At 43.0% G+C, this 13,956-nt stretch carries 12 protein-coding genes and 1 tRNA gene; 4 read left to right on the top strand and 9 right to left on the bottom strand.

Annotation, left to right across the window (positions count from 1 at the left end; genetic code table 11):
* Nucleotides 1-670: PAS domain S-box protein (locus C7Y66_RS26800; protein ID WP_146149889.1), on the bottom strand; the 670-nt coding region annotated here is incomplete at its 3' end.
* Between the two features lie 130 nt (nucleotides 671-800).
* On the bottom strand, nucleotides 801-1,028 hold the full coding sequence (locus C7Y66_RS26795) for a hypothetical protein (RefSeq protein WP_106547932.1): 228 nt from the start codon (nucleotides 1,026-1,028) through the stop codon (nucleotides 801-803).
* Nucleotides 1,029-1,095: 67 nt separating this feature from the next.
* On the opposite strand from C7Y66_RS26795, the gene C7Y66_RS31415 reads away from it, so the two are divergent.
* Nucleotides 1,096-1,203, top strand: a tRNA-Gly gene (locus C7Y66_RS31415).
* A gap of 105 nt (nucleotides 1,204-1,308) precedes the next feature.
* Here the strand turns inward: C7Y66_RS31415 and C7Y66_RS26790 are convergent.
* A complete protein-coding gene (locus tag C7Y66_RS26790) occupies nucleotides 1,309-2,595 on the bottom strand; it encodes a hypothetical protein (RefSeq protein WP_106547931.1) in 1,287 nt (428 codons plus the stop codon).
* Between the two features lie 37 nt (nucleotides 2,596-2,632).
* A complete protein-coding gene (locus tag C7Y66_RS26785; protein ID WP_106547930.1) occupies nucleotides 2,633-3,082 on the bottom strand; it encodes a hypothetical protein in 450 nt (149 codons plus the stop codon).
* Between the two features lie 534 nt (nucleotides 3,083-3,616).
* On the opposite strand from C7Y66_RS26785, the gene C7Y66_RS26780 reads away from it, so the two are divergent.
* A complete protein-coding gene (locus C7Y66_RS26780; RefSeq protein ID WP_106547929.1) occupies nucleotides 3,617-7,987 on the top strand; it encodes a caspase family protein in 4,371 nt (1,456 codons plus the stop codon).
* Nucleotides 7,988-8,035: 48 nt separating this feature from the next.
* Here C7Y66_RS26780 and C7Y66_RS26775 read toward each other — a convergent pair whose 3' ends face one another.
* The 4 genes from C7Y66_RS26775 to petC form a co-directional block, all read right to left on the bottom strand.
* Nucleotides 8,036-9,217 (bottom strand): murein transglycosylase A, encoded by a 1,182-nt coding sequence (locus tag C7Y66_RS26775; RefSeq protein ID WP_106547928.1) that lies wholly within the window; start codon nucleotides 9,215-9,217, stop codon nucleotides 8,036-8,038.
* A gap of 8 nt (nucleotides 9,218-9,225) precedes the next feature.
* Nucleotides 9,226-9,477 (bottom strand): hypothetical protein, encoded by a 252-nt coding sequence (locus tag C7Y66_RS26770; protein ID WP_039714266.1) that lies wholly within the window; start codon nucleotides 9,475-9,477, stop codon nucleotides 9,226-9,228.
* A gap of 498 nt (nucleotides 9,478-9,975) precedes the next feature.
* Nucleotides 9,976-10,977, bottom strand: coding sequence for a cytochrome f (petA, locus tag C7Y66_RS26765; protein WP_015154091.1), 1,002 nt, complete (start codon nucleotides 10,975-10,977; stop codon nucleotides 9,976-9,978).
* A 138-nt stretch (nucleotides 10,978-11,115) separates the two neighbouring features.
* The gene (petC, locus tag C7Y66_RS26760) at nucleotides 11,116-11,655 is read right to left on the bottom strand and encodes a cytochrome b6-f complex iron-sulfur subunit (RefSeq protein WP_106547927.1); all 540 of its coding nucleotides are present in this window, start codon (nucleotides 11,653-11,655) and stop codon (nucleotides 11,116-11,118) included.
* 375 nt (nucleotides 11,656-12,030) lie between these two features.
* On the opposite strand from petC, the gene C7Y66_RS26755 reads away from it, so the two are divergent.
* Both C7Y66_RS26755 and C7Y66_RS26750 read left to right on the top strand, forming a co-directional pair.
* Entirely contained in the window at nucleotides 12,031-12,339 is a 309-nt protein-coding gene (locus C7Y66_RS26755; protein ID WP_015154093.1) for a DUF3067 family protein, read from the top strand.
* 143 nt (nucleotides 12,340-12,482) lie between these two features.
* Nucleotides 12,483-12,998, top strand: coding sequence for a PPC domain-containing protein (locus tag C7Y66_RS26750; RefSeq protein WP_106547926.1), 516 nt, complete (start codon nucleotides 12,483-12,485; stop codon nucleotides 12,996-12,998).
* 97 nt (nucleotides 12,999-13,095) lie between these two features.
* Here C7Y66_RS26750 and C7Y66_RS26745 read toward each other — a convergent pair.
* A partial coding sequence (locus C7Y66_RS26745; RefSeq protein ID WP_106547925.1) for a YihY/virulence factor BrkB family protein occupies nucleotides 13,096-13,956 on the bottom strand: 861 nt, incomplete at its 5' end.

The raw sequence follows: 13,956 nt of genomic DNA, 5'->3' as shown, positions 1-13,956 counted from the left end.
GCAGTACGGTGAGGGGAGTAGTTACTTGGGCTGGGATATCTTCGCGGTTAAGTGCAAAGGCGGGTTGAGTAACAACCTGCTTGTACTCGCTAATGTCATGCACGCCAATTCGCAATGCCTCGATCGCACCAGCATCATCGAGGCATTGCGCCACTTTCAAAAGCGCTGCAAATGAGTTACCGCCTCTTGGGCATAGGTTTATCTCCCAATTTTGCACGTCACTGACAAAAGGAAGCTGGTTGAGAAGAGCGCGAAAGCTCATGCGATCGCTTTGTGCAATATAAACAGCGAGTGGTTTACCAACCAGATAGTTTTGTGGCACATGTAGTAGTGTAGCGATCGCCCGATTAGCTTTTAGGATGACTCCATTGCTATCGGTCACCAAATAAGCATCTGGGCTGAATTGAAACAAATCGTAATAATACTGACGCTCTTGCATCGCTTGTTGATTTTGCCCGAAAAGCTCCTCCTCAACGACGGCTGATGCTTCCAAACTCGTCTGCATCTCCTCGATATCCAGTTGGAGATTTTCCAGAGCAGCAGCAATCTCCTCTAGAGCTTCAGTCACCTTTTTTTGTAGCGGGGAAGATAACTGCATCATATAATTGTGCAGAACTGCTATTTGCTGATGAATCAGTTGAATATATCCTCTAAAGTTCTCGTCGCTCATGGATTATATCTTAGCTTCCTCCTACCCGCTGACTTTCATGACTTATACAGTTTCTCAAGATTCTCACCCCAAGACAGCAGTAAAAAAGAACTTCAGCAGATAAAAATTTTGACTTCTGAGAATTGCTTGCTCAATTTACTATGATACAAGCACTCTTTAGACAGTGCGATACCTGCTTCCAATGCCAGCCGATCGGATTAGCGATCGCCCCCACTAACGCCTCTGGCTTTACAGGTTTGGCGATCTGAACTTGAAAGGAAGCGTAACAAAAGAGTATTATCTTGCCAATTCTAACCTGCTGCTCCAGGGCAGATAGCACTGTTGCTTGCCATTGCTGCTTCCATTCTTGACTTTCCATCTTTGCCCTGATTTGTAAGACTTGATGAGCACCTTCTCTGGTTCACTGCATCTAAAAAAGTATTTTGGGGTAGGGTTGGGGTAAAATTTTCGCTCGATGACTGAAACCCTTGTAAATTCAACCTTTTCCATAGCCTTCCAAGCTATTGATGCGAGTTCGATTCTCGCTGCCCGCTTTTTGGCTAAAACCTTTGAAACTCAATATTTTCAGGGGTTTTTCAAGTTTTATCAGCTATAGAAGCCTACTCAAGGCAATACCTCACATACTCCAGAGTTTTCTACTATAGCAATCGTTTTCTCAGCAACCAAAATCCAAAACCAACGAGGACACCAATTGCAAGACTGAAACTGAAAGGGTAATTGCAGATGTCAGTTTTACTAAAAATATCCTTGCAATCTTTTACAGGCTCTTTTAGTAGAGATACTGTGGCTACACCAGCACCTACAACAGCGACAAGCTCTTGAAAGTTGCGATCGCGCGCGGCTTTTTCGACTTCTATATGACTGCGGATAGCGTTAATTGTATCTTTTAAAAGTTGCAAGCCGAGTTGCATGTTTTCGATATCTTTAGTAATTTGCAGTAAGTATTTTCGATTAGCTAGATCGATCAAATCTTCAAATAAATCTAATTGATTGTCTTTGCCTGCCTTTTCTTTAATAAAAGTCAAGCGAGTTTGATAGTCGGATAAATTAATCTCAATGACTTGTTTTTGAAAAGAAAGTTTTAGTAAGTCAACAGTATACTGTTGAAGAATATCGTTAATATTGTTTATAATCTGTCGAGAAGTAGTAAAACTTTGCTTATTGTGCCAATAGTTATCTCTATCAATGATTTTTCGATTCTCTTCAATCTTTTTATAATGATGAATCAAAGATTCTTTGACTAGACGACTTTGCCAATAAGCCCAGATGATTTTATTGCGATAACAAAATAACCCCATCCAATCTGTATAAAAGTTTGCAGCTTTTTCGGCGCTTTCTTGATTAGGATAAATAGCAATTATAATATGGCGATCGCTACTTTCATTTCGAGTTAGATTCCGCGATCGCCAAAATTCAAAGATATTGCCACCTAGAAAAGTGCCTTTACCTTTTTGTAGGCGATCGCTGTCTTCAAACAAAGCGTAATAACAATCTTGGGCAATATCTTCAGGATTTTGAAATGAATCTTTTGGTAGACAACCAGAAAGTATCCAGGTTTGTCCAATTATTGCTAGTTCTCGATTTAGTTTGCTTTCAATTTCAGTTTTGAGATTTTTAAAACATTTAGCTGGTTGAGGATCGGTTTGATTTTTAACAGAACAATCAATTTGCAAGCCATAAGTATCGTTCAATCTAACAGGATAGTAATATCCTTCTAAATCATCGTTTGTCTTGAAATCAACTCGAACGGGTTTAGTAAGGTTTGAATACTCAGTTTCACTATCATCTTCCTCGATTTGAATACCATCTGGTAGTTGAGACAAAAAGTTTTCTTGATTCTTGTTGATTTCTTGCTGAGTTGCGTTAAGAGGACTTTTTAAGGCATATAGAAATAGATCGAGAGTAGGATAGATTAAGTTGCTCATAAGCTAGTCAGAATCTAAAATCGTTTAATTGGATAGCTCAAAGTAAAAATTCCTTTACTTTCTCCAAAAAAGTTACTTTTTTAACTGTTTCCTCTGGGGTTTCAGAACTGCCAACAACGATGACAACATTATTGAGTTGGTTTTCGTAGCCGCTAGCTTCGGATTTGGGTTTATAGCCTTTAGTCATAACAGAATCGCGAACAATTAGCTTATTAGTTTCAGCTTCGGTAGGAAGTAAGTCTTGTGGAATTTCTTCTACATTCTCCAAACGAGTTTTATAATCTTGATACAAACGATTTAAGCTAGGATTAGTAGTAATTATTTCTAACAAAAGGTTTTTAGTATAGTTTTCCCAAGCTTTCGGTTGAGTGTTTAATTGCTTAGCAACTTCCTTGAGTTGCTGTTTTTCTAGTTCGTTTAGGGAAGTTTTTAAGTCTTGGAACGCTAGGAGAAAAGCCATCATAGTGTTGTCAACTTTTATATTCATAAGTTTCGACCTCAAAATCACTACTGCTTAGTATAAACGTATGAAAGCTACGCAATTACTGAAGCCAGCTTGTTAAGAAATATTAAGAAAATTGATTAAAGCATTTCGTAGCTTTGGTATTGTATATTTTTTAACTATGAAAGTTGTTTTTAAGCTAGCAAGATGCCTACTCCACGATTGGTAAGTGGAATTAAAATTTCTACTTGTTACTAACTATTTCTACTAAGCTCAGTATTTACACGCTGAGCTACAGTTAATAATATACTCAATGTTAAGTTCTCGATTTAACGTAACTAGAATGAAGATAAAAAATGCAAGAAATAAAAAACTTATGATACCACTTTTCTGAAATAAATTAAAGTAAAAAATTATACGATTCACGCTTGCGACAAACTTTAATAATTTTTAATCTAAAATCGTAGTATTTATAGATAGCTTTTCCGTAAAAATGAAAGCAGATGCTGAAGAATAACTCTAATCTGTGGATTGCCTGCAGTTCAATCTAAAAATCCTCAGCGTTATTAGGGTAGGAAAATGGCATTAGAATGGGCAGCTCAAGTCATTGGGATTAAAGACTATCCAAATTACACTACTCTATCGCCTCTAACAGCAACAGCAGAAGATGCAGAAAAAATTGCTCAACAATTAGAACAATACGGTTATAGTACCTTTCGCGTTCAGCGTTTACCAGGAATCTCAAATCAGAAGGGAGAGAGTAAAATCGATCCTCAAGGGATGGTAAACATGAAAGAGTTGCGAGACGCGATCGCCAATCTTTTCAATCCTCCTCACCCAAATCCAATTCCAGAAACAGCGTTATTTTTCTTTTCAGGACATGGGTGGGAGCAAACTGTTAATGGGAAGAAAGAAGTTTTTTTAGCTACCAGTGATGCATTACCTGAAAGAAACATCTATGGTATATCCCTAAGTTGGTTGGGAAAACAATTGCAAAAAAGTCAAGTTAAGCGAGTCATTGTTTGGCTAGATTGCTGCTATAGCGGTGAATTGATCGGATATATTCCCACAGACAAAGATTACTGTTTAATTACTGCCACTCGTTCCTATGAAACTGGAGTAGAAATTCCTCACGAACAGGGATTGTTGACACAAGCATTACTTGAAGGATTGAATCCCGAAAACGATCCAGATGGGATTGTAAATAGCCACAAATTAGCAGATTCTATCGAAAAGCGCATGGCGCAAACAAGTCAGCGTCCCTTAATTGCTAATTCTCAACGAGCAATTCTGCTAACGACTGGATTACCTAAAAAAAGCTTTCAGGATAAATGTCCTTATCGTTCCCTGTCGTATTTTAGCGAGAATAAAGAAGATGCAGAGGTCTTTTACGGACGGGAAGCATTGACAAAGCAGTTAATTCAAAAGCTAGGAAATAAACAGCGCTTAATCACTGTATTAGGAGCTTCTGGTAGTGGAAAATCATCTTTACTCCGGGCTGGATTACTCTATGGATTGAAGCTAGGACAGGAAATTCCAGGGAGCGATCGCTGGATATATATTACTCCATTTACCCCTAAAGAAACTCCTCTTAAAAGTTTATTGGCTGCTTTTTCGCGCTCGTTTCCCGACCTTTCCTTGTCTCAAAATGCAACGGTAAATATTTTTCATCAGACGGTGGAGAAGTTAAAAGTCCTAAACACACCTACCGTCTTGATTATCGATCAATTTGAAGAATGCTTTACCATGTGCGATGAAAGCAAACAGAAAGAATTCTTTAAATATTTGAGAGAATTAATTGATAGTGTAGATACAATTTGTATTTTAATTGGGATGCGATCGGATTTTCGAGCAAGACTGCGAGAATATCCTCAAGTAGCAGAAAAGATTGATAAACATTTCATTGTTGAACATTTGAACTCTCAGGAAATTGAAGCAGCTATTACTAAACCTGCCGATTTGGTAGGAGTAGGCATAGAAGGAGAGTTAAAACGCAAACTGATTGACGATGTTGAGGATTACCCTGGAAGTTTGCCCCTGCTGCAATATACCCTGACAGAATTATGGCGCGAGTCGAGACAGAAAGGAGAAAAGTTTCTTTATCTAAAAACTTATGAGGGTTTAGGTGGGATTGAGGGAACGTTACAAAAACGTGCAGATGAAATCTACAACAGTCTCTTAGCTGAAGAAAAAACTGTGGCGCGGCGAATTTTTCTAGAATTGACTCAGATGGGAGAAACCACGGATACACGGCGGCGCGCGCGTTTACACGAGATGGCTAATTCCCATCATTCCCTCGAACTGCTACAACAAGTTAGCGAGAAGTTAGCCGATAAAGATGCACGGTTAATTACAAAAATGGATGATGATGAATCCCATGATGTGATTTTAGATGTTGTCCATGAAGCTTTGCTCCGCCACTGGACGCAGTTAAATGAGTGGAAAAGAGAATATCAAAATGCGATCGCGATCGAACGCAGAATTGAAGCCTCTGCACAGGAATGGCAGGAAAATGAACGTAAACCAGAATACTTACTTCAAGAAACGAGATTAGGGTGGGCAGAAGAGTATTTAGAAAAATATAGTTCATTAGGGATGTTGGATGGGATAGCAGAGGAGTATATTGAAGAGAGTCAAAAACTGCGCGATCGCCTACATCAACAAGAGAAAGAAAGCAGACGGCGAGAATTAGAAACAGCACGACAACTAGCACAATTCCAAAAAGAGGCACGTCAACAAGCAGAAGAACGTGCAGAAGAACAAGCTAAGAACAATAAAAAGCTTCGGAGTAGGGCAGTTGGTTTGGGAGTTGTATCTGTATTAGCTGTAGTTGCCGCAGGAAGTAGTATGGTTTTTTGGCAGAATGCTAAGAGGCAGGCAACCAATGCCGAATTAGGTGAAAAAGTTACCACAATAGATAATTTACTAACGACAAAGCCTGTAGAGCGATTAGTTCTCGCCATTCAAGCTACTGGTCAAAGTTTATCAGAGCTGAACAGAGTAACAGCTGCCGTTGAATCTAGTTTATTGCAAGTTGTCCAAACCGACATCAGAGAACGAAATCGGTTAAGTTCGGGTTGGGCTACTGCTATTAGTCCCGATGGCGCGACAATTGTTACAGGTAGCTCAGACGGGAATTTACAATTATGGGATCGTAAAGGAAAAGCGATCGGCAAACCTTTTGTCGGACATACAGATTCTGTCCAGTCGGTCGCTTTTAGTCCCGATGGCAAGTCGATTGTCAGTGGTAGTAGGGACAGCAGCGTGCGCTTATGGGATCTGCAAGGACAACCAATTGGCAAACCGTTTGAAGGACATACGGGTTTTGTCTACTCAGTCGGCTTTAGTCCCGACGGCAAGTCGATTGTCAGTGGTAGTGGTGACAGCAGCGTGCGCTTATGGGATCTGCAAGGAAAAGCGATCGGCAAACCGTTTGAAGGGCATAAGGGTTTTGTCTACTCAGTCGGCTTTAGTCCCGATGGTAAATCTATTGTTAGTGGCAGTGGTGACAACAGCGTGCGCTTATGGAATTTGCAAGGAAAACCCATCGGCAAACCGTTTGTCGGACATAGAAATTTTGTCCAGTCAGTCGGCTTTAGTCCCGATGGTAAATCTATTGTTAGTGGCAGTGGTGACAATACCCTGCGCTTGTGGAATTTGCAAGGAAAACCCATCGGCAAACCGTTTGTCGGACATACAAATTATGTTTTGTCAGTTGCCTTTAGTCCCGACGGTAAGTCGATTGTCAGTGGTAGCGATGACAACAGCGTGCGCTTATGGAATTTACAAGGACAACCAATTGGCAAACCACTTGTCGGGCATACACAGCGTGTCTACTCAGTTGCCTTTAGTCCCGACGGCAAGTCGATTGTCAGTGGCAGCGACGACAACAGCGTGCGTTTATGGTATCTGCAAGGACAACCGATCGGCAAATCTTTTGTCGCACATACCAATTCTGTCTGGTCAGTCGGCTTTAGTCCCGATGGTAAATCTATTGCTAGCAGTAGTGGTGACAACAGCGTGCGCTTGTGGAATTTGCAAGGACAACCCATCGGCAAACCGTTTGTCGGACACACAAATTCTGTCTGGTCAGTTGCCTTTAGTCCTGATGGCAGGCACATTGCTAGTGGTAGTAATGACAACACCCTACGTTTGTGGAATTTGCAAGGACAACCCATCGGCAAACCGTTTGTCGGACATACAAATTATGTCAACTCAGTCGGCTTTAGTCCTGATGGTAAGTTGATTGTCAGTGGTAGTGGTGATAACACCCTACGTTTGTGGAATTTACAAGGAAAAGCGATTGGCAAACCGTTTGTCGGACATACAAATTATGTTTTGTCAGTCGCCTTTAGTCCTGACGGCAAGTTTATTGCCAGTGGCAGTGACGACAACAGCGTGCGCTTGTGGAATCTGCAAGGAAAAGCAATCGGCAAACCGTTTATCGGACATACAAATTCTGTCTGGTCAGTCGCCTTTAGTCCCGATGGTAAGTTGATTGTCAGTGGTAGTGATGACAACACCCTACGCTTGTGGAATTTGCAAGGGCAACCGATTGGTAAACCGTTTGTCGGACATACGGATTCTGTTTTCTCAGTTGCTTTTAGTCCCGATAGCAAGTCGATTGTCAGTGGTAGTCGGGACAACACCTTACGCTTATGGGATTTGCAAGGGCAACTCACGAGCATTCTTCAAGGACATGAGAATACAATATTCTCAGTCGCTTTCAGTTCCAATGGTAGGTACATTGTCAGTGGTAGTCAGGACAACACTTTGCGGTTGTGGGATCGAGAGCTTAAGGTCGAACAGTTACTTAAAATAGCATGTAACCAACTGCACGAACATACTCTGCTTGTTAAAGATAAAGTTGCTGGCGATACTTGTCTCAAATGGGGTGGCTGGAACGATCGCGAGAAAGACGAATTTCAGGCAAGGCGAGATCCGGCTTAGCGAGCGATCGCTTGAAGATCCATAAAATTACGATCGCCCTCTTCCCACTCACTGTTTCAACAACAAATAGTAGAGGTGTCCCCGACTACCCGTCACGCCAGCGCGATCGCCTGCATGTTGCCCCGTACCCATGAAATAATCTACCCTACCTGCTCCTTTGATGGCGCTACCAGTGTCTTGATCTAATACGTAGCGGCTGACGTTTCGATACTCTAACTGACCGAAATTGCTAGCAAAGGGCAGTGCGGTTTGCATTAGCGCCAATGCACCAGGGGGCATCAGAGATTTATCCGTTGCGATCGAACGTTCTGCTGTCACTGGTACTCCAAGACTACCAGTTGCAGGTGCGCCGTGAGTTTCGCGAAAGAAGACGAAACCTCGCACGCGGGGAATGTAGTTATTCAATTCCTCTGGATGCCTGCGGAAATAATCGATCATTACGGGTAAGGTTAAACCGCTTAAAGGCAATTTGCCGTCTTTTGCAAGTTCCTTACCAAGACTGACGTAGGGATGGGCTGTTTTGCCAGCGTAACCGAGAGTCATCATCTTGCCATCTGGAAGCAGCAAACGGGCAGATCCTTGAATTTGGACTAACAGTGCTTCTAAGCGATCGCGCAGCCAGACAATTTCTAGCCCTCGCAGCCGATTTTTCGATCCTGACAAACCATCTTTACCTTCTAATTGCCACCGAGTTAAATGTTGCAATTTGTCAAAGTTAGGAGGTAGACGATAAAGGGGGTAGCGGAATTCTGCGGTAGGGACGCGACTAGCTAAATATATCGGTTCGTAGTATGCCGTAAATAAGACTTCTCCTCTGCCATTACGCCCAGAAGATTGATAGAAATCAAATTCGCGCCTGACTGCGGCTTGTAGTTCGGCGGGAGTACGAGATTTCACGACCAATTGCCGAAAGCGCACTAAACTGCGCCAAACGCGATCGCGGGTAATCCCTTTAACTGGATACTTGCGATATGCCCTCGCCGCTGCTGGCGATTGAATATACTTCAAACTATGGTCGATCGATCGTAGTAGCGATCGCCAGTCTCCTGCTTGCCCCTTTTCACCCCAAATTTGCTCGTCTAATCCCAAGAGTTCTGGCTGACAGCATTCGACATTTTTTTGCTGCGTCACGCTCAACAGGCGCGGTACGGCGCGGGCAACGGGTGACACGCTAGTAGCAAGAATTGTAACCCCCACACCAAGGGCAATTGAAGCTATCTTCTTTCTCATGCCTCTGACTAAAATCTTTCTACACTAGAACTAAACATCGGTTCTACTCGAATTGCCAAGATGCGCGATGGACGCACCACCATGTACTCACCCTGAATGTTTTTAATCGGGACGCTGATAAAGTCATTAGAAGAGGCTTTCGGTGACAGCTCGTTACCAAACCACTTCTGGAAATCTTGCACGTCGGTAAACCGAATTTCTTCTCGGTGTCCGCCTTCCATTAAAATGTGTACCGCATATTCGCTTGGATTTCTAGGCATACTGTTTCAAAATTCTCAAACTCGTTCAGTCAATTGTCAACTACTTTTCACCAAAATGAGAATAGTAGAGCATTATAAGTTTTGAGTGTAGTGAAAATATTTATGTGACAAATATTTAACTTTTATTAAAGTTTTCTTCAAGCGAATTTCAAGCGTAAGTGGGCATTGCCTACCCTATTAAATCTACTAAATCATCTATTGTTCATGAATGATTTAGGATTGCTATATTTTGCAAAAAAATTACAGTCTTCTAGCCGATCTAATAGTGATTTTCAATTGGTAAAACAGACGATCTGTAGGGGCGCACGGCTGTGCGCCCCTACAAATGTGACGCACGCAATCGCGAATTGCTATAATGTTGCGATCGCAATCTGTATATCTGTGGTCACAAAAAAAAGACAGACATGATGCCTGTCTTATCAGTTTCAGTTATAGAAAACAAGCAAAATGCCTGTCCTACACAAGAGTAATTCCGGCTCTACCGGATGATACCTTCACCTAGAAATTCATTTCAGCTGCTTGGACTTTTTCTACCTGCTTTTTCTTCAGTACTAGTAGAACTTGACACAACATAATTGCTGCCAAGAATGCCAACAACCACTGTACTCTGGTAGAACTTTGTAGCACGATTTCTCCGTCATCTTGACCGAAGCCACCTACATTGGGGTTATCGGTCAAAGCATCACCAGCTGCAACTGTTTGCCCTTCAGAAACGATAAAAGCAGGTCCAGCCGGAACGGTGTCAACTTTTGTCTCTCCAGATTCAGTCTGGATGCTAACTTCGTATTTAGCATTACCAAATTCATCTTCCACTTTGGCAATTTTGGAAATTGTGCCAGCAGCAGAAGCAGTATAAGCAGCGTTATTGCTCTTTTCACCAGTGGGGTAGACTTGACCGCGTCCTCTGTTACCACCGACGTGAACGGGGTATTTACCAAAATGAACGCTCTTGTCTTTAGCTGGGTCGGGCGAAAGGACTGGGAAGACAATTTCTTGATATTGTTCGCCAGGAAGGGGTCCGACGATGACCACATTTTCTTGGTCTTCGCTGTAGGGTTGGAAATAAAGATCGCCAACTTTCTCCTTCATTTCCTCAGAGATGCGTTCGGGAGGAGCAATTTTGAAGCCTTCTGGTAACATCAAAACCGCACCAACCTGAAGCCCACCTTTAGAGCCATCGGCAACAACTTGTTGAACGTTAGTGTCGTAGGGAATTTTTACGACTGCCTCAAACACGCTATCGGGCAATACCGATTGCGGTATTTCCACTTCTGTTGGTTTTGCCGCTAGGTGGCAGTTAGCACAGACAATACGTCCGGTTGCTTCTCTAGGGCTTTCAGGATAAGATTGCTGCGCCCAGAAAGGATAGGCAGCAGCCGCTTGTGGCAGGGCAAAATCGCTAGAGAAGAAAAAGGCTACTGTAGCGATCGCCACCAGCACCATCTTGGCGATCGCTCTAGCACTGCAAGACCATCTTGCTCGGATCGAAACTCTTTTCATCGGCAGACAACTATTTAAAACTAGGAGTAAGGGGTAAAGGGAAAAGTCAAAAGTCAAAAGTCAAAAGTCAAAATTTCCCGACTCCCGACTCCCGACTCCCTAATCATCAAGACTCATACGCTACAAATCGCGGCAGCTCTAAGCCCACCAAGGATCTTCCCCAGTGCGAAAATCGGTTTCCGTCCAAGGCGTTAACACGACTTTGTCATCTTGGACTGCGGTGTGAACCAGTCCCAGCGATAGGGGAGCGGGACCGCGCACGACTTTACCCGTATTATCGTATTGGGAGCCGTGACAAGGACACTTAAACTTGTTTTCTGCTGCGTTCCAAGGCACGACACAGCCCAAGTGGGTACACACGGCATTTAAGCCATATTCGCCGACCGCGCCTTTGCTTTCTACAATCAAGTAGGTGGGGTCGCCCTTTAGTCCTTGAACCAACGAGCGATCGCCTGAATTACGGTTGGCAGTAAACTGACTCACGCTCACGTCATTACCGAGTTCGTCTTTTGCCGTTACACCTCCACCTGCACCACCAGCAGCAGGCGGAATAAAGTATTTGACTACTGGGTACAATGCTCCTAGCGCCGTACCTGTGATTGTCCCAAAAGTCAATAAGTTCATGAATTGCCGTCGCCCCATTCCTGGGACATCCATTGATTCAGAAATCTGAGCCATAACTTTTCTTTTGCGCTTTTACCTTTGTTTACAACCCTCTTCACAGTGACCAGCGACCAGCGACCAGTTATCAGTTTTTAGGTTTTTCTCAGTGGGAGTCAGATTTTTCCACAATCCTAAGCGTAGTACGTTTGAGGCAAATTCTAAATTCCCCTCTGAAACTTTTGGCGATCGATCGCTATAAAACTAGTAACTGTTCCGAAGACTGCCCTGTCATCCACAAACATGATAGAATTCCTCTGCCAAGGATGTTGCCAGCCTTGATGAGAGCAAACATTACATTTCTTTATATTGGTATCATACCTGAGTAGCGTAGCTTTACCCTGTAACGAAATGTGAAGGCGACAGCAATATAGGCAATACATTTTAAGACTTATGACTGGAGAAGATTTACGCCAGCTGTTGCTGAACAAGTGGGGGCGCTCTTATGATGTGCAATTGCGGCGCACTCAGGGCAAGATTTTTCTACAGGTGATGTGGAAATATCTCGAACAAGCCTCGTTTCCGTTGTCGGAGGCAGAGTACAAAGCCCATTTAGATTCGATCGCGAGTTACTTAAACGAGTTTGGCGGGGTGGGACAGGTACGGACATATATTACTCAAACTCGCGATCGTCCTCGATTGGGTAAAGCTGTCAGCATTCCGCTCGATTTGGGCGAACGGGCTTCAGAGTGGCTGTTGTAACTAATAGTGTGGGGACAAGTCACAAGTCACAATGACTAGTCACCAGCCACTAGCTACTAGTCACTGATAACTGACTCTTCACAAGATTCTAGAGGGCAACTATAATAGTCGGGTTTAGCTGTTCTGCTGGAATCTGGCGCTGCATGATCCTAAAGGCTGTTGTAGTTAGAGTAAGCCAAGTACTCATCCCTGCTACCTGTGTGGCGATCGCCGTGGGAATGAGCGCCGTTGTTGCTGCCCAATGCAGCCAGTGCAAGCTTTATAATCCTATTGCCTTGCCTACCAGTAACCAGATCGACGATACTTTATCAGAAAAAGATATTCCCACGGGTCAGGGAGGATTTGCCCGCGATTACGTGATGGAATTTAAAGAGGGTGAAAGTGTGGCGATCGATCTTGCCTCTGAGAGTTTTGACGCAATCTTGACGCTACTTGCCGAAGACGGTTCTACAGTAGCAGAAAACGATGATGGTCCCGATGGCAGTAACAATGCTCTATTGTTCACGCGAATTGCTAAAACGGGAAGATATATCGTTCGCGTGCGAGCATTTGGGGAAACTGGAGTTGGTAACTTTCGTCTCAAAGTGACGCGGCTGCAACCGGTATCGTCCGATCGGAGCAATCCACTTATACCAAAGTTACGTCAATTTCTGAAGTAACAGTTATCAGTTATCAGTGTAGAGACGTTACGTGTAATGTCTCTACAAAGTAGTCAGTTATAAGAAATTGGTAGTACTGTTAAAATGTAATTCCGATCTAATTCTGAACTGAAGCCGATCTTTTAGCAACCTGGGAACGCGATCGCATTTGTTCTCCTACCGTTACGTTGAGTTGATCTCCTACTAATAATACTAGCCCGCTCATGTAGAGCCAGAGCATTAAAACAATGACTGCTCCAATTGCGCCGTAAGCTTGATTGTAATTACCAAAATTAGCTACGTAAAGTCGGAAACCAGCAGAAACCAATGCCCAAGAAACAGCAGCTAATACGGCTCCTGGCATCAGCGGCATTCCAGGGTTCCAAATGCTCGGTCCATAACGGTAGACAAAACCAAAAGCAGCCGCTACGATCGCCAGGGCAATGGGCCAGCTTAAAAACTGCCAAATAACTAATAAGAACCATAACCGATTTTGACTTTTCAAGACAAAAAAATCTAACAGCCAGTCGCTAATAAATACTAAAAAAGAAGCTACAACTAATAGTAAAATTGTCCCAATTGTCAATCCTAAAGAGATGAGTTTTGCTTTCCAAAAAGGACGCATTTGTTCTAGAGGAATTTCATGAATGCGATCGAGTGCCGTCATTGCTGCGCTTAAAGCCCCAGAAGCAGCCCAAATTGCTACGATAAAACTAATCGAAAACAAACCCGTATTTCTCGTTTGAGTAATTTGTTTGGAGAAATCTCGAATTAGTACCATCGCCTCATCTGGTGCGACTTGACTCAATTGATTTGCTAATTCCTTAAAGGTAGATTGCAGAGATTCTTCAAATAAACCGATCGCGGTAATGACAGCAAGAATCGCTGGAAATAGAGACAGCATCGCATTATAAGCAATTTCTGATGAAAGTCCAAACAGACGACGTTGCCCAACGCGAGCCACTGTTTTTGTCAAAGT

The organism is Chroococcidiopsis sp. CCALA 051 (genome assembly GCF_003015105.1).
Taxonomy (GTDB): domain Bacteria; phylum Cyanobacteriota; class Cyanobacteriia; order Cyanobacteriales; family Chroococcidiopsidaceae; genus Chroococcidiopsis; species Chroococcidiopsis thermalis.
The sequence above is the reverse complement of the archived record's forward strand: the minus strand, read 5'-3'. Positions and strand labels throughout refer to the sequence as shown.